This window comes from Pseudoclavibacter sp. JSM 162008 (genome assembly GCF_041366455.1).
In the GTDB taxonomy this organism is placed as follows: Bacteria; Actinomycetota; Actinomycetes; order Actinomycetales; family Microbacteriaceae; genus Pseudoclavibacter.
Window position 1 is genome coordinate 70,735 of sequence record NZ_JBEWYX010000014.1, and the last position, 19,516, is coordinate 90,250.

The 19,516-nt window shown below is 69.7% G+C and carries 18 protein-coding genes and 1 tRNA gene; 8 read left to right on the forward strand and 11 right to left on the reverse strand.

Annotated elements, in window-relative coordinates; genetic code table 11:
* Nucleotides 1-38: 38 nt before the first annotated feature.
* On the reverse strand, nucleotides 39-1,352 hold the full coding sequence (locus ABVF28_RS12430; protein WP_371030697.1) for an LCP family protein: 1,314 nt from the start codon (nucleotides 1,350-1,352) through the stop codon (nucleotides 39-41).
* Nucleotides 1,353-1,551: 199 nt separating this feature from the next.
* On the opposite strand from ABVF28_RS12430, the gene ABVF28_RS12435 reads away from it, so the two are divergent.
* Nucleotides 1,552-3,153: an APC family permease gene (locus ABVF28_RS12435; protein WP_371030698.1), complete on the forward strand. Its 1,602-nt coding sequence runs from the start codon at nucleotides 1,552-1,554 to the stop codon at nucleotides 3,151-3,153.
* Nucleotides 3,154-3,227: 74 nt separating this feature from the next.
* Nucleotides 3,228-3,998: a fumarylacetoacetate hydrolase family protein gene (locus tag ABVF28_RS12440; RefSeq protein WP_371030699.1), complete on the forward strand. Its 771-nt coding sequence runs from the start codon at nucleotides 3,228-3,230 to the stop codon at nucleotides 3,996-3,998.
* 171 nt (nucleotides 3,999-4,169) lie between these two features.
* Here ABVF28_RS12440 and ABVF28_RS12445 read toward each other — a convergent pair whose 3' ends face one another.
* The 5 genes from ABVF28_RS12445 to ABVF28_RS12465 are packed head-to-tail and all read right to left on the reverse strand — an operon-like array spanning nucleotide 4,170 to nucleotide 9,136.
* Nucleotides 4,170-5,198: an ABC transporter substrate-binding protein gene (locus ABVF28_RS12445; RefSeq protein WP_371030700.1), complete on the reverse strand. Its 1,029-nt coding sequence runs from the start codon at nucleotides 5,196-5,198 to the stop codon at nucleotides 4,170-4,172.
* Between the two features lie 53 nt (nucleotides 5,199-5,251).
* Nucleotides 5,252-6,118 (reverse strand): ABC transporter ATP-binding protein, encoded by an 867-nt coding sequence (locus ABVF28_RS12450; protein WP_371030701.1) that lies wholly within the window; start codon nucleotides 6,116-6,118, stop codon nucleotides 5,252-5,254.
* Nucleotides 6,115-7,185, reverse strand: a complete 1,071-nt coding sequence (locus ABVF28_RS12455) for a FecCD family ABC transporter permease (protein WP_371030702.1) — start codon at nucleotides 7,183-7,185, stop codon at nucleotides 6,115-6,117. Before ABVF28_RS12455 ends, ABVF28_RS12450 begins: the two co-directional genes overlap by 4 nt.
* Nucleotides 7,182-8,195, reverse strand: a complete 1,014-nt coding sequence (locus tag ABVF28_RS12460; protein ID WP_371030703.1) for a FecCD family ABC transporter permease — start codon at nucleotides 8,193-8,195, stop codon at nucleotides 7,182-7,184. The genes ABVF28_RS12455 and ABVF28_RS12460 overlap by 4 nt, the downstream gene beginning before the upstream one ends.
* Entirely contained in the window at nucleotides 8,192-9,136 is a 945-nt protein-coding gene (locus ABVF28_RS12465) for a siderophore-interacting protein (protein WP_371030704.1), read from the reverse strand. The genes ABVF28_RS12460 and ABVF28_RS12465 overlap by 4 nt, the downstream gene beginning before the upstream one ends.
* Before the next feature lie 183 nt (nucleotides 9,137-9,319).
* Between ABVF28_RS12465 and ABVF28_RS12470 the strand changes: the two genes are divergently transcribed.
* From ABVF28_RS12470 to ABVF28_RS12485, 4 genes are all read left to right on the forward strand, one after another.
* Entirely contained in the window at nucleotides 9,320-10,438 is a 1,119-nt protein-coding gene (locus ABVF28_RS12470) for a GNAT family N-acetyltransferase (protein ID WP_371030705.1), read from the forward strand.
* A gap of 65 nt (nucleotides 10,439-10,503) precedes the next feature.
* Nucleotides 10,504-12,027: a glutamate--tRNA ligase gene (gene gltX, locus ABVF28_RS12475; RefSeq protein ID WP_371030706.1), complete on the forward strand. Its 1,524-nt coding sequence runs from the start codon at nucleotides 10,504-10,506 to the stop codon at nucleotides 12,025-12,027.
* 356 nt (nucleotides 12,028-12,383) lie between these two features.
* The gene (locus tag ABVF28_RS12480) at nucleotides 12,384-13,502 is read left to right on the forward strand and encodes an NAD(P)/FAD-dependent oxidoreductase (protein ID WP_371030707.1); all 1,119 of its coding nucleotides are present in this window, start codon (nucleotides 12,384-12,386) and stop codon (nucleotides 13,500-13,502) included.
* A gap of 52 nt (nucleotides 13,503-13,554) precedes the next feature.
* Nucleotides 13,555-13,629, forward strand: a tRNA-Gln gene (locus tag ABVF28_RS12485).
* Nucleotides 13,630-13,704: 75 nt separating this feature from the next.
* Here the strand turns inward: ABVF28_RS12485 and ABVF28_RS12490 are convergent.
* Complete coding sequence (locus ABVF28_RS12490; protein ID WP_371030708.1) at nucleotides 13,705-14,790, reverse strand: nuclease-related domain-containing protein; 1,086 nt, start codon at nucleotides 14,788-14,790, stop codon at nucleotides 13,705-13,707.
* A gap of 177 nt (nucleotides 14,791-14,967) precedes the next feature.
* Between ABVF28_RS12490 and ABVF28_RS12495 the strand changes: the two genes are divergently transcribed.
* Nucleotides 14,968-16,179, forward strand: a complete 1,212-nt coding sequence (locus ABVF28_RS12495; protein WP_371030709.1) for a carbamoyl-phosphate synthase large subunit — start codon at nucleotides 14,968-14,970, stop codon at nucleotides 16,177-16,179.
* A 170-nt stretch (nucleotides 16,180-16,349) separates the two neighbouring features.
* On the opposite strand, the gene ABVF28_RS12500 is transcribed toward ABVF28_RS12495, so the two are convergent.
* From ABVF28_RS12500 to ABVF28_RS12510, 3 genes are all read right to left on the reverse strand, one after another.
* Nucleotides 16,350-16,613 (reverse strand): hypothetical protein, encoded by a 264-nt coding sequence (locus ABVF28_RS12500; RefSeq protein ID WP_146080736.1) that lies wholly within the window; start codon nucleotides 16,611-16,613, stop codon nucleotides 16,350-16,352.
* A gap of 86 nt (nucleotides 16,614-16,699) precedes the next feature.
* Nucleotides 16,700-17,548 (reverse strand): phosphatase PAP2 family protein, encoded by an 849-nt coding sequence (locus ABVF28_RS12505; protein WP_371030710.1) that lies wholly within the window; start codon nucleotides 17,546-17,548, stop codon nucleotides 16,700-16,702.
* Nucleotides 17,549-17,600: 52 nt separating this feature from the next.
* The gene (locus ABVF28_RS12510) at nucleotides 17,601-17,771 is read right to left on the reverse strand and encodes a hypothetical protein (RefSeq protein WP_371030711.1); all 171 of its coding nucleotides are present in this window, start codon (nucleotides 17,769-17,771) and stop codon (nucleotides 17,601-17,603) included.
* A gap of 567 nt (nucleotides 17,772-18,338) precedes the next feature.
* Here ABVF28_RS12510 and ABVF28_RS12515 point away from each other — a divergent pair.
* Nucleotides 18,339-18,899 carry an MBL fold metallo-hydrolase gene (locus tag ABVF28_RS12515; RefSeq protein ID WP_371030726.1) on the forward strand — a complete coding sequence of 187 codons (561 nt, stop codon included), beginning with the start codon at nucleotides 18,339-18,341 and terminating at the stop codon, nucleotides 18,897-18,899.
* A 25-nt stretch (nucleotides 18,900-18,924) separates the two neighbouring features.
* Here the strand turns inward: ABVF28_RS12515 and ABVF28_RS12520 are convergent, their stop codons facing one another.
* Nucleotides 18,925-19,380 (reverse strand): YbhB/YbcL family Raf kinase inhibitor-like protein, encoded by a 456-nt coding sequence (locus tag ABVF28_RS12520; protein WP_371030712.1) that lies wholly within the window; start codon nucleotides 19,378-19,380, stop codon nucleotides 18,925-18,927.
* Between the last annotated feature and the right edge of the window lie 136 nt (nucleotides 19,381-19,516).

Sequence of the window (19,516 nt, forward strand, 5' to 3'; positions counted from 1 at the left end):
GCGCAACTCCAGTTTCTGTGTTCATGCGGAGTGCTTCGTCAGCTCGCGCAGGTGGTGTCCTCCGCCGTCCGGCCGACGATGTCGTCGGACAGCGTCAGGGGTTCGCTCGGCGCTCCGGCCGCGTCCTCGGGCTGCGGCGCGTCGTCGGGCTGGGGCTCCGGGGCCACCCCGGCCGGCGCATCCGGTGCCTCGTCGTCCTGGAACGACAACGGCAGGTCGGCTCGCAGCGTCGCGAAGATCGCGTCGGTCTCCTCGGTCAACGGCTCCACCCGGTTCGGGTCTGCCCAGTACGGCACGACGGGCAGCTGCAGCATGACGATCCGGCTGAGGTCGACGTTCGAGAGCGTCTGCGCGAGGGCAACGAGGCTGCTCGGCTGCGCGAGCGCCTCATCGACCGTCATGGCCTTGGACGCGGAGTCGGCGAGCCCGTACAGGGCACCCGGGTTCGTGAGGGTGCCAGCGCTCGTCACCTTCCGGGCGAGGGAGGCGAGGAACGCCTGCTGCGCCTGGATGCGGCCGAGGTCGCTGCCGTCGGCGAAGCCGTGGCGGGTGCGGAGGAACGCGAGGGCGGCCTCACCCTTGAGAGTGTGCGTGCCGGCGGTCATGTAGAGGCCCGAGTAGTCGTCGGCGATGTCGTTCTCGACGCACACGTCGACGCCGCCGATCGCCTCCGTGATGCCGATGACGCCGTCGAAGTCGACGACGATGAAATGGTCGATGGGGAGCCCCGTGAAGGCGCGGATCGTGTCGAGCGAGCAGAACGGCCCGTTCTCGAGGGCGCCGTTGATCTGCGCGGCCTCCTGCGCTGGCACGATGTCGCCCGCCGGAGTCGTGCATTCCGGGGTCGGCAGCATGGTGTCGCGGGGGATGCTGATGAGCGTCGCGTCCTCGCGGTCAGCCGACACATGCAGGAGCATCATGACGTCGGATCTGGCCCCGCCGGCCTCCCCGTAGTCGGCGCTCGTCTGCCCGTCCCGCGAATCGGAGCCCATGATGAGGATGTTAACGGCGCCGTCCCACCCGGAGATCTCGGTGCCCGTTCCGTCGGCGCGCCCGACCGCGTTGTCGGCGAGGTTGCCGACGACCTGGAAGTACGTGGCCGACACGAAGCTGATGCCCGCGACCATGGTCACGCAGACCGCCGCCGCCGCGGCGACCATGATGCGGCGTCTCACGAACTTCGAGCTCGTGCGCCTGCGCCTGGACACGTGGCGGCCCTCGCCAACCCTGGGGCGGCGGGCGGAGGGTGCGGATGCGCGCCTCGGCGACCGCGGGCTGGGACGGGCTGCGTCGTCGTCGGCACCGTCGAGCAGGGTCTCGATGACGGGATGCGGATCTGTTGGCCTCTTCATGGTGCCTCTCGGTCGAGGGTGCTGCCCACCAACTCTCGAGGGGGAGGACACGCGCGAGCAGGTGCCGATGTCTCGCGGGCCCGGCCGGATTGCAAACCGACGGGTCGGTGGAGGCCACTGGCCGTTCTGTCGATTCACGTATATTTCGGGGCCATTTCGGCCCATTGACGGGTCACCGTCGATGGGTCATCATCACCAAATGACAACTTCGGAAACCGCAGCCGCCGCGAAGCTCAATGAGGAGCTGCACGGCGGGGGACTGAGCGCGAAGGGCCTCTCCGCCGGCAAGGTCGGCGTGCTCGGAGCCGCGGTCATCGGCGTCTCCTGCATCGCCCCCGCCTACGCCGTCACCTCCGGCCTGGGCCCCACCATCGCGGAGGTCGGCGTGTACACGCCGGCGATCATGATGGTCGGCTTCATTCCCATGCTGCTCGTGGTCTTCGGCTACCGGGAGCTCAACACGGCGATGCCCGACTCCGGCACGTCGTTCACGTGGGCGACCCGCGCGTTCGGCCCGTGGATCGGGTGGATGGGCGGATGGGGGCTCATCGCCGCCACCGTGCTGGTGCTCTCCAACCTGGCGGCCGTCGCCGTCGACTTCTTCTTCATCATGCTGGCGCAGATCTTCCAGAACCCGGCGCTCGCCGACCTCACACGCGTGCTGTGGATCAACATCCCGATGACCGTGATCTTCACCGCGCTGGCGGCGTGGATCTCGTATCGGGGCGTCGAGTCGACGAAGAAGGTGCAGTACGTGCTCGTCGTGGTGCAGCTCATCGCGATCGTCTGGTTCATCATCGCGGCGTTCGTGCACGTCGGGAACGGCACCGCGTTCGACGCGACGCCCGTCGAGCTGTCCTGGTTCAACCCGTTCGAGGTCGGCTCGCTCGCCGCGATCTCGGCGGGCGTCTCGCTGTCGATCTTCCTCTTCTGGGGGTGGGACACGGTCATCACGATGAACGAGGAGGCGAAGGACCCCGAGAAGACGCCAGGACGCGCATCCATGCTCACGATCTTCGTCATGGTCGCCATCTACGTGCTCATGACGCTCGCCGTGCTCGCGTACGCGGGGATCGGGGAGGAGGGGCTCGGCGCCGGCAACCCGGACAACCAGGAGAGCATCCTCGCTTCCCTCGCCGAGCCGATCATGGGGCCGTTCGCACTGCTCATGACGGTCGCCGTCATGTTCAGCTCGGCCGCCTCGCTGCAGTCGACCATGGTGTCGCCGTCGCGCACGCTGCTCGCGATGGGGCACTACGGAGCGCTGCCGAAGTCGTACGCGAGCGTCAGCCCGCGCTTCAAGTCGCCGTCGGTCGCGACGATCGCCTCGGCCGTCGCGGCGATCGCCTTCTACATCGTGCTGCGCCTGCTCTCCGAGAACGCGCTGTGGGACACGATCGCGGCCCTCGGCCTCATGGTCTGCTTCTACTACGGCGTGACCGGGCTCGCCTGCGTCTGGTACTTCCGTCGCTCGCTGCTCGCATCCACGCGCAACGTGTTCTTCCGCTTCGTGTTCCCGCTGCTCGGCGGCCTCGCGCTGCTCTACTTCTTCTTCGAGACCGCCAGGGCGTCGCTCTCGCCGTCGTTCGGGTCCGGCTCGGCGATCTTCGCGACCAGCTACGACGCGGACGGCATCGCCCAGGACGGCATCGGCCTCGTCTTCGTGCTCGGTGTCGGGGTGCTCCTGCTCGGGGTCGTGCTCATGGTCGTGCAGTACTTCCGCAGCCCCGGCTTCTTCCGCGGCGAGACGATCAAGACGGGCGCCGACGGCGACGCGGAGCCGGCCCCGGCGCTGCAGTAGTTCGTGCCGGCCTGGCGTGACGTGGCTGGGCATCGCCCGACCGCGGGCGGCCCGGTCCGCTGTAGGCTGGCCCGGTGAAGATCGCGCGCTTCGAATACCAGGGTCAGCTCACCTTCGGCATCCTCGACGAGGAGGAGAAGGTCTACGTCAAGCTGGCGGGTGACCCCCTCTACCTCGGCTACGAGACGCTCGACGAACGCATCCCGATCGACCAGGTGCAGCTGCAGTCGCCCGTGCTGCCTCGCTCGAAGGTCATCGGCTTCGGCCGCAACTACGCGGAGCACGCCAGCGAGCTCGGCAACGAGGCCGCCGAGGTTCCCATGATGTTCCTCAAGCCGAACACCTCGGTGATCGGCCCGCGCCACCCCATCGTGCTGCCGCCCCAGTCGGAGCGCGTCGACCACGAGGCCGAGCTCGCCGTGGTCATCGGCCAGGTCGCCCGCAACGTGCCGGCCGCCGATGCGGGCCAGGTGATCTTCGGCTACACGATCGCGAACGACGTGACGGCCCGCGACCTGCAGAAGAGCGACGGCCAGTGGGCCCGCGCCAAGGGCTTCGACTCGTTCTGCCCGCTCGGCCCGATCATCGAGACCGACTTCGACCCGTCGAAGGGTCGCATCACGGCCGAGGTCAACGGTGAGCTGCGCCAGGAAGGCGACCTCTCGCAGATGATCACCTCGGTGGCGAAGCTCGTCGAGTACGCGTCGAGCGTGTTCACGTTGCTGCCCGGCGACATCATCCTCACCGGAACTCCCGCTGGCGTCGGTCCCCTCGCGAAGGGCGACACCGTCACCTGCACGATCGAGGGCATCGGCTCGCTCTCGAACCCCGTCACCGCCCGCTAGGGCCGCACTCTCCGCCGAGTTCGCCGCGCTGAGCCGCGCCGTCGGCGTCTAGCTGGAGCCCCCGCCGACCTTGCGTCGGCCCATCGCCGCCAGTCAATGTGCCCTTCTGGGCGGCCCGAAAGGGCACATTGGCTGGCGGCGATCTTCGTCGTGCGGGAGTGGGCTCCGCGGCTAGCTGTTCGCGACCTCCGTGGCGGCGGCGAGCTGCTCGACCAGTGTCGGGAGGAAGAACGGGATGGAGAGCGCGGTCGGCGAGATGGCCGCCCCGTTCTCTTCGCCGACGAGCGCCGCGACGGCACCCTTCGAGACGGCGGGGATGAGCTTCGTGCGGTCCGAGGTCAGGAACGTCTGCAGCTGCTCCTCGGTCTCGGTCTGCGTGAAGACGACGTCCGCGTCGATCCGGTCGAGGTTCTCGCTGGAGACCGTGGTGGAGAAGGTCGACTCTCCGGTGGCGAGCTCTGCGACGGATGGTGCGCTCGTGAACCCGAGGTCGGTGAGCAGCTCGACGCGCGGGTCGTTCTCGAGCAGGAGGTAGAAGGTGTCGACGTCCTCCGAGGCGTAGGCGATGGTGGTGCCTTCGAACTCGGGGTGCTCTGCGGCCTGGTCGGCGACCTGCTGGTCGAGGTCGGCGAGGACCGCGGTGGCGTCCGACTCGAGTCCGAGTGCCTTGCCGGTGTCGGTGATGACGTCGCGCCACGGCGTCGACCAGATGGCTTCCTCCGGCGCGACGACCGGCACACCGGCTGCGGTGACGGCGTCGTACTCCTCTTGGGTGAGCCCCGAGTAGGACGCGATGAACACGTCGGGGTCGGTGGCGAGGAGCGCTTCGACGGAGAGCTCGTAGGTGGCGTTGTCGAGGATGACGGGGGTCTCGCCGCCGAGCTCCTCGATCTTGTCGGACACCCACGGCGCGATGCGGTCGTCGCCTCCGCCGTAGTCCATCGAGGCCATGGCGACGGGGACGATGCCGAGGGCGAGGACCGCGTCGGTGACGCCCCAGCCCCACGTCGCGACGCGGGTCGGCGCCTCTTCGATCGTGGTGCTGCCGTACATGTGCTCGAAGGTGACGGGGAAGCTGGATGCGTCGCCTGGGGCGGCGGCCGTGTCGCCTGCGTCGGTGGCCGCGGGGGAGCAGGCGCTGAGCGCGAGCGCCGTGACCGCGACCGCTGCGGCGGCGATCGGTCGGAGGATTCGGTGCATTGGTGGTTCCTTTCGAACGGGGCGTGACGTGAGGAAGTCGGGGTGCGGCGGGACTATGCGGGCTCGCTGCCGGTGTGGGCGCCGCCTGGCACGGGCACGATGAGGGGCGTCTTGGTGAGGGGGTCTGGCATGACGAGCGCGTCGAGCGCGAACGCGTCGGCGACGACCTCCTTCGTCAGGACGTCGGTGGGAGCTCCGCTCGCGACGATCCGTCCATCGCGCATGACGATGAGCTCGTCGGCGTAGCGGGCGGCGAGGTTCAGCTCGTGGAGCACGACCACGATGGTGGTTCCCTCGCGCCGGTTGAGGCTCACGAGCAGGTCGAGGACCTCGAGCTGGTGGCTGAGGTCGAGGAACGTCGTGGGTTCGTCGAGGAGGAGCACCTTGGGGTTCTGGGCGAGCGACATCGCGATCCACACTCGCTGGCGCTGCCCGCCGGAGAGGTCGCCGACGGGGCGGTCGGCGAGTTCGGCGACGCCGGTGCGGCGCATTGCCTCGTCGACGTGCTTCGTGTCGGCCTGGCCCCAGCGGTCGAAGAGTCCGCGGTGGGGGTGGCGTCCGCGGGAGACGAGCTCTGCGACCGTGAGGCCGTCTGGGGCGGTCGGATGCTGGGGGAGCATCCCGACGGTCTGCGCGAACCGGCGCCTCGGGATGCTCGCCACGTCGACGTCGTCGAGGCGAACGCTGCCCGCGAGCGGCGTGGTGAGGCGGGCGAGCACGCCGAGGAGGGTGGATTTGCCGCAGGCGTTGGCGCCGATGATCATCGTGATGCGGCCGGGGGTGATGTCGAGGTCGAGTCCCTCGATGACCGTGCGGCTCGGGTAGCCGGCGGAGAGCCCGCGTGCGGAGAGGCGCGGGCCAGGGCCGGCGCTCGCGGCGGGGTCGACGGTGGGTGCAAGCGCGAAGTCGTCGCCGTTCACAGCTGGCGTCCTTTCGTGGAGGCGAGGAGCCAGAGCAGGAACACGGCGCCGACGGCTCCGGTGACGACTCCGACTGGCAGTGAGGTCTCGGGGATCGCGAACTGCGCGACGAGGTCGGCGCCGGTGAGGAGGGCCGCTCCGGTGAGCGCGCTCGCGCCGACGCCGATGGCGCCGTGGCCGAGCAGCGACCTGGCGATGGCGGGCGCGCACAGGGCTATGAAGGAGATGGGGCCCGCGAAGGCGCAGGTGACGGCGGTGAGCAGGACGGCGGTGAGGACCGCGATCATGCGCACCCGACTGGTGCTGACGCCGAGTCCGGCGGACGTGGAGGCGCCGAGCTGCGTGATGGGCAGCCAGCGGGCCGAGAGCGTCACGGTGGGGAGCGCCGCAAGGGCGACGACGCCGACGACGAGGAGGTGCCACCAGGCGGTGGAGGCGAGGGAGCCCGTGACCCAGAGCAGCGCGGCCTGGGCGAGCTCGACCTGGCTGCGGACCATGAGGTAGTTCATGGTGGCGACGCAGAGGAACGAGATGCCGATGCCGGCGAGGATGAGGCGGAAGCCGGCCTCGCCGCGCCGGCCAGCCGCGAGGAGGAGGACGCCGGCGACCGCGAGGCCTCCGGCGAACGCTGCGAGTGCGAGGAAGGGCCCCGTGACGCCGAAGACGAGGAGCACGAACACGGCGGCGACGCTGCTGCCTCCGCTGATGCCGAGGAGGTCGGGGCTCGCGAGGGGATTCCGCAGCACGCCCTGCAAGAGGGCACCGGCCACGCCGAGGCACGCTCCGACGAGGACGCCCATGAGGACCCGGGGGAGTCGCACCTGGAACAGCACGTAGGTCTCGAGACGGTCGCCGCCGCCGAGGAGTGTGCGGCCGAGCTGTTCGAGCGTCAGCGGGTAGTCGCCCGTCGTCACGCCGATGAGGACAACCGCGGCCAGGGCCACGCTGAGGCTGACGAAGACGGCGGAACGGCGGCGGCGGACGCGGGCTCGCACCGCTTCGAGTGGCGAGTCGGCCCCTGCGTGCTCGGCGGCGGGGGCGAGCGTGCGCGTATCCCATCCGGTCACAGCGCCACCTGCTTCCGACGCAGCACGAGCGTGATGAGGACCGGGGCGCCGACGAAGGCGACGACCACGCCGGCCTGCACTTCGCCGGGGAGGGCGATGACTCGTCCGATGATGTCGGCGGTGAGCAGGACGGCGCCGCCGAGGGGCGCGCCGATGAGGAGGAGGCGCCGGTAGTCGTCGCCGACGATGGCGCGGAGCGCGTGGGGGACGAGGAGCCCGATGAAGACGATGGGGCCGGCGATCGAGGTGGCGCTCCCGCAGAGCAGCACGGTGGCGAGGATGCCGAGCGTGCGGGTGCGGGCCACGTTCTGCCCGAGGCCTGCCGCGGTGTCGGCGCCGAGGGCGATGAGGTCGAGGCCGCGCGCGCTCGCGACGGCGATGATGCCGCCGATGAGGAGCGGGATGGCGACGACGGCGACGGTGTCGAGGCCACGCGAGGTGAGCCCTCCGACCTGCCAGTAGCGGAAGACGTCGAGCGCCACGATGGAGGTCGTCAGGATGAGGGTGGTCACGGCGGTGAGGCCGGCGGTGACCGCGGCCCCGGTCAGCGCGAGCTTCGCCGGGTTGTCGCCGTCGGGCCCCCGAGTGCCGACGAAGGCCACGACCACGGCGGCGACGGCGGCTCCCGCGAACGCGAACCACACGAATCCGGTCGGCGCGGAGATGCTGAAGAACGTGATGGCCACGAGCACGGCGACGGAGGCCCCCGCGTTGATGCCGAGGAGTCCCGGGTCGGCGAGCGGGTTGCGTGTGATGCCCTGCATGAGGGTGCCCGCGACGGCGAGCGCCGCGCCCGCGAGGAGACCGATCAGCGTGCGAGGGATGCGCTGGTCTCGCACGACGGTGTGGTCCGCGAGCTCTGGATCGGGGGAGAGCAGCGCATCCAGGACCACGGAGGGGGCGATGGGGCGGGCTCCGACGAGAAGGCTCAGGATCACGGCCGCAATCAGCAGCGCGACGGCGCCGACGGCGACCAGGCGGATGCGGCGCGCGCGTGCGCCCGCGATCATTCCTGGTGCTCGGACTGGCCGAGGCGCCAGTACCCCATGAAGGCGACGCGCTTGCGGTCGACGCCGTTCACGGTCACGAGGTGGCGGCGGAGCGTCTTGATGGTCGCCGCTTCCCCGGCCATCCACGCGTAGAACTCGCCTTCGCCGTCCTCTGGGCTGTCCCAGAGGAGGTCGACGTCGACGTCGATGTCGGCGATCTGCTGCGGGCGTGGGGACGCGGCCTGCGCGAGCGCGTCGGGGGAGGCCTCGCACCAGCTGGTCAGGGCCTCCGTGAGGCGCGCCCCGTGCTTGGCGCCGTCGCGTGGCAGCCAGGTGATGCGGACGTTCGCGGGCGCGTCGATGCGGATGATGTCTGCGCTCGTCGGTACCTCGAGGAGCGCGTCCACGTCGCACCGCTCGTCGAGCGACTCGAGGATGGAGCCGATGGCGGGGACCGCGGTCTCGTCGCCCGCGAGGAGCAGGCGCTTGGCGGTACCTGGATGCCAGTCGGCGCCGAGGTGCGAGTGCTCGCTGCGCTGGTCGGGGCCCACGATGACGAGGTCGTCGCCGGGCTTCGCGGTCTCGGCCCAGGCTCCCGCGGGGCCAGCACCGTGGTGCACGACGAAGTCGACGTCGATCTCGCGCGCGTCTGGGTCGACGCGGCGAACCGTGTAGGTGCGCAGGGGACTGCGCTGCGCTGTTGGCGTCTCGCGCCAGCGCTCGTACCAGAGGCCGGCGTCGAGGACCTCAGGGTCGCGCTGCCCGAAGTCGCTGGTCGTGCCGTCGGCCATGGGGAGGATGAGCTTGATCCGCTGGTCGAGCCCGGTGGTGCCGAAGTGCTCGAACTCCTCGCACGTGAAGGTCACCCGCGTGAATGCCGGCGACAGATGCTGCACCGAGCGAACCTCGGCGCAGTACGGCCGGTAGGCGGGGCGGGTCTGGAGAGCAGCGGAAGCAGTCACCGAGCCAAGATAAGCCTTGCCTTACCCCGGCGTCCAGTTCTGGAACGGTTCTGGTCGTTGTGTCCATGAAGCGCGATGCGCGACGGACGGTCGCCACGCCGCCCGCTTGAGGTGAGCGCGTCGCCGTCGATATCCTGGCCGGCTGCGATGCCGCAGCTTCACCGCACCAACAGGAAGCATCCGATGTCGCTCGACACCACTGCCCCCGCCGCCAGTCAGCCAGGCGGATTCACCGCTGAACCCCTGGCCATCCCGTCATCGCTCGGCGATGCGTCGGCCGAGTCGTTCCACGAGATGACGGCGCTCCGCAACGCCGTCGCCCGGGAGACGTACCGCAACGACGACTTCGTCCTGCCTGCTGAGGTGCTGCTCCCGGGCTACGAGGCGAGCGAGTACGAGCGCCGCGACGGTCGTCTCATCCGAGAGCACGGGCGCCTCGTCGGCCGGGTCCTCTTCGACCTCCCGCTCACGGAGGACGTCCACATGGCGAAGATGATGCTCGAGATCCACCCGGAGGCGAGAGGCCGCGGGTTCGGGGCCGCCACCTACGAGCTGGGTGAGCGCCTGGTGCGCGAAGCGGGCCGCACCGAGATCCGCACCTGGGTCGTGCACCGGGAGGTCGACGGCCCGCGCATCCCGTCACCGACCGGGGTGGGTGACATCCCCGCCCTCGATCCGGCCGCGCAGATGCTGCTCGGCCGCGGCTTCGAGCTGGGACAGGTCGAGCGGATGAGCGTGCTCGAGCTCGGGGAGGAGCGCGACGCCGGCCTCCGCGGGCTGCGCGACGGCGCGGCCGAGGTCGCCGGCGACGACTACCGCTACGTCTCATGGTCGTACCCGACGACCGAGGAGCACGTCGACGGCTACGCGCAGCTGAAGGCCCGCATGAGCACGGACGCCCCGCAGGGCGACCTCGCCGAAGATGAGCAGGAGTGGGACGCGAAGCGCGTTCGCGAGGAGCTCGAGTCGACGGCCATCGCCCGAGGCGACCAGGTGCTGGTCGGCGCGATCGAGCACCTCCCGAGCGGCGAGCTCGTGGCCTTCACCGAGCTGCAGCGGATGGCCGACGGCACGAAGCGGGCCGACCAGGAGGACACGCTCGTGCTGAGCGAGCACCGCGGCCACCGGCTCGGCCTGCTCGTGAAGGCGGAGAACCTGCTCGCGTGGAGGAGCCTCCACCCCGACGTCGAGCGGGTCTACACGTACAACGCCGAAGAGAACCGGCCGATGCTGAACGTCAACGAGGCCCTCGGCTTCCGTCCGTTCATCAGCGAGGGCGCCTGGCGGAAGGTGCTCGGCTGAACTGCCGGCTGAGCTGCCGACGGAGCTCCCGGCGCGTGGGCTCGCCCCGGTAAGCTGGGGGCCTCATGACTGCATCCTCTTCTTCGCTCGTAACCACCGCAACGGGCAGCGATGTCCGCGTCCGCTTCTGCCCGTCTCCCACGGGCACCCCGCACGTCGGGCTCATCCGCACGGCCCTCTTCAACTGGGCCTACGCGAAGCACACCGGGGGCACGTTCGTGTTCCGCATCGAGGACACGGATGCGGAGCGCGACTCCGAGGAGAGCTACCAGCAGATCATCGACGGCCTCGGCTGGCTCGGCCTCGGCTGGGACGAGGGCGTCAACGCAGGCGGGCCGCACGAGCCGTACCGCCAGTCGCAGCGCACCGACATCTACCTCGACGTCATCCAGAAGCTCCGCGACGCCGGCCACCTGTACGAGTCGTTCGCGACGGGCGAGGAGATCGAGGCGCGCAACATCGCCGCCGGTCGCGACCCGAAGATGGGCTACGACAACTACGAGCGCGACCTGTCCGCCGACGAGATCGCCCGCCTCAAGGCCGAGGGGCGCGAGCCCGCGCTGCGCCTGCGGGTGCCGGACACCGACCTCTCCTTCGACGACCTCGTGCGCGGCGAGATCACGTTCAAGGCGGGCTCGTTCCCCGACTTCGTGCTCGTGCGGCCGAACGGCAAGCCGCTGTACACGCTCGTGAACCCCGTCGACGACGCGCTCATGGGCATCACCCACGTGCTCCGCGGCGAGGACCTGCTCTCGTCGACGCCACGCCAGATCGCGCTGTACCACGCGCTCATCGACGTGGGAGTCGCCGAGTTCATCCCGCGCTTCGGCCACCTGCCCTACGTCATGGGCGAGGGCAACAAGAAGCTCTCGAAGCGCGACCCCGAGTCGAACCTCTTCCACCACCGCGACCGCGGCTTCCTCCCCGAGGGGCTCCTCAACTACCTGTCCCTGCTCGGCTGGTCCATCGCCGCCGACCGCGACGTGTTCACGATGGACGAGATGATCGTCGCGTTCGACGTGGAAGACGTCAACCCGAACCCGGCACGCTTCGACCTCACGAAAGCCGAGGCAATCAACGGCGAGCACATGCGCCTGCTCGGCGCCGACGACTTCGCGTCACGCCTCGTCGCCCCGCTGCAGCTCGCCGGGGTGCTCCCGCTCGAGACGACGGATGCGCAGCTCGAGCTGCTCGGCCGCGCCGCGCCGCTCGTGCAGGAGCGCATGCAGCTCCTCGGCGAGGCCCCCGAGATGCTGGGCTTCCTCTTCGTCGACGCCGCAGACCTCGAAGTCGAGGACACGGCCGTCGGCTCACTGAAGGGCGACGTCTCGGGCGTGCTCGACGCGTCCATCACGGCCCTCGACGCGCTCGACGTGCCGGACGCGTGGACCACCGAGCAGATCGAAGCGGCGCTCCGCGGCGCGCTCATCGACGGCCTCGGCCTCAAGCCGCGCGTCGCGTTCGGCCCGATCCGCGTCGCCGTCTCCGGCCGCAAGATCTCCCCGCCGCTCTTCGAATCGCTCGAGCTGCTCGGCCGCGAGCAGTCGCTCGCGCGCATCCGCTCGCTCGCCTCGCGCCTCGCCGCGTAGCCCGCGCTGCTCGCGCGCTCACCCGCTCGCGCGCTCACCCGCTCGCGCGCTCACCCGCTCGCGCTCACCCCCTCGCGCGCGTCCGCGCGCGCGCCGAGCACTCACCCCCTCGTTTCGGGATGGGTTAATCGCTTCGGGATGGTTTCTTTCCCATCCCGAAGCGATTAACCCATCCCGAGACTTGTGTCCGGGGGCGAGGGGCTCGCGAAGTCGCACGGTCGGCGTGAGTGGGCCGATGCGAGGGCGCCCGGAGGCCCGCGGATTGCGCCAGCCCTCGCACGTCGGGACGGGTGAGGCTAACCTCAGAGGATGCCCGCCTGCCTGAGCCTGCGGGCGGGAGATTCCGGGAGGACTGCATGACCGAGGCCTTGGGCACGCACTACGACGTTGTTGTCATCGGGGGTGGGCCTGCGGGGTTGCAGGCGGCGCTGATCCTCGCGCGGCACCGGTACTCGACGTTGGTGCTCGACGGCAATCGGCCCCGGCATTCGGCGACGCTCGAGGCGCACGGCTTCCTGACGCGCGACCACACCGCCCCGAACGAACTGCGCAGGCTGGGGCGTGAGGACGTCGAGGCGTACGAGGATGCGGAGGTCCAGTTCGCCCAGGTCTCTCGGGTGCGCGCGCTGAGCGACGAGGAGTCGGCGGGCGCGGAGGCCTCGCAGGGGGCCGCGTTCGAGGGGTCGTTCGCGTTCGTAGCGGGTGGCGTCCCCGCAGCTGACGGTTCGAGTGTCAGCGCGGACCCGCGAGAGATCGCATCTCGTCGCCGGGATGGGGTGCGCGTGCCGTACCGGTTCGCGGTCGAGGCGAAGGGCGTGCGCGGTACGCCAGCGCGGGCGGTGTTCGCGCGTTCGGTGATCCTGGCGACGGGCCTCACGGAGGTGCTGCCTGCGTTGCCGATGCTGCGCGCGTTCTACGGCACGAGCATCCACAGCTGCGTCGAGTGCGACGGGTGGACGCAGCGCGACCGCCGGGTCTCCGTGATCGCGGCGCCGGGGGTGACGGATCTCTACGAGCGGGCGGTGCAGCTGACGCGCTTCACCGGCGCGTTGACCGTGTTCGCGGGGGAAGGGCAGCTCGCTGAGCTGCAGGAGCTCGACCTCATCGAGCGCGGAGTCGTCGTCGAGAACCGGGCCGTCGTCGATGTCGAAGGCGGACCGGGGGGAGTGACGGGGGTTGCGCTTGAGGATGGCGACGTCGTGACGACCGAGGCCGTCTTCGTGCGCCCCAACTACGTGGCGAAGCTCGACTTCGCGAGCGACCTCGGTGTCGACTTCGACGCGTTCGGCCTCGTGGCGGCGGATGAGCTGGGTCGCACGAGCGTGCCCGGCATCTACGCGACGGGGGAGCTGACGGGGCCCGGGCCGCAGATGCTCATCGTCGCGGCGGGGAACGGTGCGCAGACCGGCATGGCTGTGGACCGGGACCTCCTCGGCCTCGAGTCAGGCGCGCTCGGGGCCCGGGCGACGCGCTGATTTGTCCAGCCTCGCGGAGTGCGCTATGCTCTCTGAGGCGCTTCGGTGCCAGTGGGGTATGGTGTAATTGGCAACACGGAGGTTTCTGGTACCTTTGTTCTTGGTTCGAGTCCAGGTACCCCAGCCAGTTTGAGCAACAGCAGCAACACGAAAAAGGCCCCGCCATGCGGGGCTTTTTCGCGTACCAGAGCAGTTTTCAGGGTCAGCCCAGAGGCGCATCCGCCATCGCCGGGGCTGCCGGGGTATCCATCGGCGGGTCGATCTGGCTGGCGAGGATCGCGGCCGGTCCGTGCGAGAACGCTCCGAAGCTATCGATCTTGGCCCCGCCCGTGTGCAGGAGGGCCGCGATCCGCTCTACGAGGTCTCGGTCGAGGCGCTCTCGCTTGGTCCGCTCTCGGAGCACGAGGAGGTCGAGGAACTCTCGCTCGCCGGCCACGACGGCTGTCTGGTCCTCCGGGGTGGTGCCGGTTCGCGTCTCGGTGAAGACGGTCGCGTCGGAACTCGAATAGAACACGCACGTATCGATCCAAGGGGCGCCACCGAGCTGCTCGTCGAGGTGCTCGGAGAGGTGCACGGCCTGCGCCCTGACCTGCTTCCGTGGTGACTTGGAGCCGAGGTGCGTGCGCACGGCGAGCCCGCCGGCTTCTTCTTCACTGCCTCTGAAAGGCCCGCCTCGGGGTGCAATCTGCACGGCGAAGGGTGGATCGAGTCTGGAGTCGTCGATGAGGTTCTTGTAGGAGGCGCTCGCGGCACTCGGTCGGATGCCGTCGAAGATGGTTCCGCGCCAGCGCTTGTGCTCGACGATGAGCGCCCCGGCGGTTGTGATGAGCACGTGGTCGATCTGCATCACGTATCTGTTGGTGCTCAACCCTTCCTCGACGAGGATGCACGTGTTGGTCGCGAGCACCCCGTCCAGTCCCAGGGTCGCGCAGCTCTGAAGGATCGCCGCCCTCGAGATGAGCTCATATTCCAGGGAGCGCCTGGCTTGCTGCTGGTGGCGCTCGAGCACCAGCTGGCGCCGCTGCAGTTCTTCGTCATGTGCTCGCGCGAGCTGCTCGAGACGAGCCTCCGTGGTCCGCACGAGCTCCCGCTGTCGCTCGTCGAATGCTGCGTGTGCCCGCTCTGCGCCGGCGGCCAGCGCCTTCCGTTCTGCCTCCGCGGCGTTCTCGCGCTCTTCGAGCGTGGTCTTCCAGCGCTTATTCGCCCGCGACCTGAAGACGAGCGCGACGATGACTGCGACGGCTGCGCCGAGCACGAAGCTCACCGCGACCCACCCCTGAGTTTCCATGCGCCAAGTACAGCACCGGCCACCGACGTCGACGGGGAGCGCGGTCCGGCACGTCGGCCCGAGGTGCTGAAGTGGGGAGTTTGATGGGGAGTTTCCTCGTGAATCCCCGGGCGAGGCTGGGATGGGCACTTCACTAGGCTGGCGGGACCCGCTTCCATCCTTTCGAGAGGACCTCCCGTGCGAGTACTCGTCACCAGTTCCCGGAACACGTTCGCGCTCGACATCATCCGAAAGCTGGGCAGCACGGGCCATACGGTGTTCGCCAGCGACACCTACGCGGGTGCCATCGGCAATCACTCCAAGTACCTTGCGGGGCACTTCGTGACGAACTCTCCGCGGTTCAACACGGACGAGTTCATCGAAGACCTCGTGAATATCGTGGAAGAGCACGGGATCGACGTCGTCATCCCGACGTTCGAGGAGGCGTTCTACCTCGCGGCTCGCGGCCACGAGCTGCCGGACGGCACGAGCGTCTTCACGGGCGGGTTCGAGCAGCTCGCACGCCTGCACGACAAGGCCAGCTTCAAGCGCCTCGCCATCGAGGCCGGCGTGCCCGTGCCGGAGACGATCGTGGCGAACAGCCCCGAGGAGCTGCGGGCGGCGATCGACCAGTACCCGAGGTACTTTGCCCGCGCCGCGTTCTCGCGCGGCGGCGTGGGGCTGCTCACGAACACCGGACCGCTCGCCGGCAGGATGTCGGTGGACGACGCGGTGCCGACGCCCGACCAGCCGTGGCTCGTGCAGCCGTTCGTGGACGGCCCCATGATCTGCACGTACAGCATCGTCGTCGATGGCCGCGTGACGGCGCACTGCACCTACCGCGCGCCCGAGCAGTGGGCGCACAGCACCGGCATCTCGTTCCTCGCGATCGACAGCACGGAGACGCTCGACTACACGCAGAAGCTCGTCGACACCCTCGACCCGGGTTACACGGGGCAGCTGTCGTTCGACTTCGTCGACAACGACGGCGGACTGTTCGCGATCGAATGCAACCCGCGGCCCACGAGCGGTGTCATCCTGCTCGAGGCCGAGGAGGTCTCGGAGGCGTTCAAGGGCAGCAACCCGGAGCCGTTCGTGGTCGCGCCGGGCGTCGAGCGTCAGGTGAAGCTCGCGGTGCTCGCGGATGCGTTCGCCGAGCCCATCAAGCACCTCCCGAAGTCACTCCACGACCTGCTGCACGTGCGCGACGTCGGCGCTGGCTGGCACGACGAGCTCGCGATGCTGTGGAGCCCGGCGACGATCGTGCACGGGGCCCAGCTCTCGCACGGGGAGCGCAAGGAGCTGCTCGCGGCTCTTGGCGCGGACATCGTCTGGAACGGCGAGCCGATCGATGGCATGCTGCCGGGGGATCGCGCGGCGCTCGAGGCCGTGCACGAGCAGCGCCTCTGAGCTGCGCGCCGCCTGACCTGCCGCGCTTGCTGCGCGCGTTGCCGCCGAGCCGCAGTGACGCTCGCAGCACGTTCGTTCGCCGCGGTGGCCAGGGAACGAGGATGCCCTCCGCCACGTACGGTGTGGCGGAGGGCATCGCTTGCTGAGCCGCGCGCTGCCGGCGACCCCGATCAGGCGATTGCGCGGTAGTGGAAGTAGTAGCCGTTGTCGACGAAGCCACCCTGCTTCGGGTAGTACGTGCAGTCCTGGCTGATCTTCGTCCAGGAGGAGATGTAGGTGATCTTCGCCGCCTCGCACTCGCTCACCGTCGCGAACGGGCCGACGTTGTAGTTGGGCGTCACCGCCTGGGCGGCGGTCGCCCCGCCGAACATGAGGCCACCCGCGACGACGGCACCGGCGATGACAGTGGACACCCGCTTCTTGAGATTAACCATGCCGACGACCGTAGCGAGCGGGCATCCACGAGTCGTCTGTGCCTCCTGGGAGACTCGTGGCAAGACGGATCGCCTCAGACGGCACCTCAGACGGCCCTGTCCTGGGCTGCCTGCCCGAGTTGGCGAGCATGCCGCTGCTCGCGGATGAGCAGGTACAGGCGGTGCGCGCAGATGACCAACGCGAGCCAAGCGGCTCCGAGGACCCAGCCGGCGAGCACATCCGTGAACCAGTGGTGTCCCAGATACACGCGTGAGAGGCCGACGGTGAGCGCGAACAGTGCGGCGCCGAGGGCGATGAGGACTCGGACGCGCCGGGTCTGGCGGCGCAGGATGAGCAGGTAGGCGATGACGCCGATGACGGCGACGGCGTTGAGCGTGTGCCCGCTGGGGAACGACGCGGAGGTCTCATATGGGGGCACGGCCTCCGACTGCTCGGGGCGCACGCGCCCGATGAAGTTCTTGCCGACGACCGTCATGAGCAGTGAGCCACCGCCCGCCGCCACGATGAGGATGACCGGCGTCCACGATCGGCGGCGGATCGACAGGATCAGCAGCGTTCCGACGGCGATGACGGGCATGCCGATCTGCCCGGCGATGTCGGTGTACGCGGTGATGATGGCGTCGGCTTGCGGCGACCTGAGGGTGATGGCGTAGTCGAGCAGCGGCTGGTCGAGCCCCGCGACGCCGTCCCGGTCGGTGACGGCCTCGTAGATCTCAGCGGCGAGGATGCTCAGCCCGAGGATGATCGCAGCGCCGATCACGAGCAGCAGGATCAGCGCGCTGTTCGGGCCGACCCTGTCGCCGACGCGCTGGATGCCCTGGCGGACGGCGACCGCCGCCTTGGAGTCGGCTTTTCGCACGACGCGGTCGTCGAACGCGGTGTCCTGGGCGAGCTCGCCCTCGACACCCTGGGAGGAATCGTGGGGGTGGGTCACGGCCCCCAATGTAGGGGGAGCTGCCGGGGCGCTGCCTGTGACCTGCCGCGGTTCACGCCAGGACGAGGACCACGATGCCGACGATCACGGTGAGCATGGCCGTGATCGCCCACAGGGCGAGGAACTCATCGGGCATCGCCGACCGGAAGTAGACGTCCCAGTACTGGTCTTCATCCGCTGCGGGGTCTGCAGGGAGGCCCGATGAATCAGCATGGTCGGACATGGCCGCCTCCTCGTCTCGTGCGCTTCAGTCTTTCCGAGGGCGGAGCCGAATATGAGGGGTAGAGAATCCGCGTGGAATGTGGTGAACCTCGGTTGCCGGCGTCGGCACTTCCGGTCCGGGGTGGGCAGTCGGCGTCCGCGCTGCTTGTGCTACAGCGCAGCGTCGGCGAACGCTTGGAGCGCGGTCGCCGCTCGGCGGCATCGTGCACCTCGCTCTCCGCGATGGTCAGGGGAAGGGAGTGGAAATCCACCCTGTGAGCACAGCCGGACGGCGAATGGCAAGGCCCCCTTCCTGGCCATCGTCGGTGGTACGGATGGAAGGCCCAGTCACGCTGACAAGATCGGACGGACCTCGTGGTTCTTCGACTCGCATCCCCAGACGTCACCTTCACGCAGTCGGTCGCCCCCGGCATCCACCGCCTCACGCAGGCGCACACGAACACGTACCTCGTGGAGTCCGAGCGGGGCCTGCTGCTCGTCGACGCCGGACTGCCGAACACGTACCCGCATCTCTTGAACGCGCTGCGTCAGCTGCGGCGTACCCCCCGCCGAGCTCCGGGCCATCCTGCTGACACATGCCCACTTCGACCACGTCGGCATGGCGCGGCGGCTGCAGGAGGAGGTGGGGTGCAGCGTGCACGTGCATCTGGCGGATGCGTACCTCGCGCTCCACCCGTACCGCTACCGGCACGAGCGGCCGCGTCTCGGGTATCCGCTCCGGTATCCGAAGGGGGCGGCGCAGCTGCTGCGGATGGCGCGCGCCGGGGCGCTGCGGGTGCGCGGCCTCGACCGCATCCCGGAGGGTCTTCCTGCCGGGCCGTCCGAGCTCCCTGGTCGTCCGAACGTCGTCCTCACGCAGGGGCACACGGCGGGGCACTGCGCGCTCGACTTCCCGGACCGAGGCGCCACGATCACCGGCGACGCGCTCGTGACGCTCGACCCCTACACGGGGCACGAGGGGCCGCGCATCATCGCCGGAGCGGCCACGGCCGACTCGCCTCGAGCGCTGCGCTCACTCGCCGCCATCGCCGAGCTCGGGCGGCGCACGATGCTCCCCGGGCACGGGGCTGCGTGGACGGGGGAGCTGCGCGACGCCGTCGCCGCCGCGAGAGCCGCGGGGCGTTCGTAGGGCGGCCGCGCCCCGCGCGAGGCGCCTAGTTCGAGTACAGGCCGACGAGTCGGTTCTGCTCGAGGATCGCGTGCGCGTACCCGTCGAGGAACTCCTCGCGGGTCGGCGTGCCTTCGACGTGGTGGTCGAGCGCGTAGACCGTGAAGTAGTAGTGGTGGTCGCCGTGGTCCTCCGGCGGCTGAGGCCCCATGTACTCGCTCTTGCCCGCCGTGTTCTCGGCGGTCCTGGCGTGGTCGGCGGTGGCGTCGACGGGGCCGTCCTGGGCTGGGAGGCCGTACACGATCCAGTGCGTGAAGCCGAGCGGCATGGGCGCATCCGGGTCGTGGACGATGAGCGCGAGCTCGACGGCGTCGGCCGGGACTCCCGTGATCTCGAGCCGAGGGGCGGTGTTGCCTCCGTCAGCGCTGAACGTGTCCGCGAGGCGGCTTCCGGCTTCGAAGTCGGGGCTGCTGATCGTGAGGTCGGCGATGTTGAGCGGCATTGGGTCTCCTCGATGCTGGGGTGTGAGGTGGTTCACTCAGCCAAGTCTCGCGCGCAGGCCTCCGAGGTTGCTCAGCGCCCGGCGCGGCGTCAGAGGACGGTCGCAGCGGTGCGAGCTCGACTCGGCTGCGGGAAGA

Excerpts from the sequence above, each read along its gene's own strand:
- ABVF28_RS12480 (WP_371030707.1), top strand. The coding sequence starts at position 12,384 with ATGACCGAGGCCTTGGGCACGCACTACGACGTTGTTGTCATCGGGGGT.
- gltX (WP_371030706.1), top strand. The coding sequence starts at position 10,504 with ATGACTGCATCCTCTTCTTCGCTCGTAACCACCGCAACGGGCAGCGAT.
- ABVF28_RS12520 (WP_371030712.1), bottom strand. The coding sequence starts at position 19,380 with ATGCCGCTCAACATCGCCGACCTCACGATCAGCAGCCCCGACTTCGAA.
- ABVF28_RS12510 (WP_371030711.1), bottom strand. The coding sequence starts at position 17,771 with ATGTCCGACCATGCTGATTCATCGGGCCTCCCTGCAGACCCCGCAGCG.
- ABVF28_RS12430 (WP_371030697.1), bottom strand. The coding sequence starts at position 1,352 with ATGAAGAGGCCAACAGATCCGCATCCCGTCATCGAGACCCTGCTCGAC.
- ABVF28_RS12435 (WP_371030698.1), top strand. The coding sequence starts at position 1,552 with ATGACAACTTCGGAAACCGCAGCCGCCGCGAAGCTCAATGAGGAGCTG.
- ABVF28_RS12470 (WP_371030705.1), top strand. The coding sequence starts at position 9,320 with ATGTCGCTCGACACCACTGCCCCCGCCGCCAGTCAGCCAGGCGGATTC.
- ABVF28_RS12460 (WP_371030703.1), bottom strand. The coding sequence starts at position 8,195 with ATGATCGCGGGCGCACGCGCGCGCCGCATCCGCCTGGTCGCCGTCGGC.
- ABVF28_RS12445 (WP_371030700.1), bottom strand. The coding sequence starts at position 5,198 with ATGCACCGAATCCTCCGACCGATCGCCGCCGCAGCGGTCGCGGTCACG.
- ABVF28_RS12500 (WP_146080736.1), bottom strand. The coding sequence starts at position 16,613 with ATGGTTAATCTCAAGAAGCGGGTGTCCACTGTCATCGCCGGTGCCGTC.
- ABVF28_RS12490 (WP_371030708.1), bottom strand. The coding sequence starts at position 14,790 with ATGGAAACTCAGGGGTGGGTCGCGGTGAGCTTCGTGCTCGGCGCAGCC.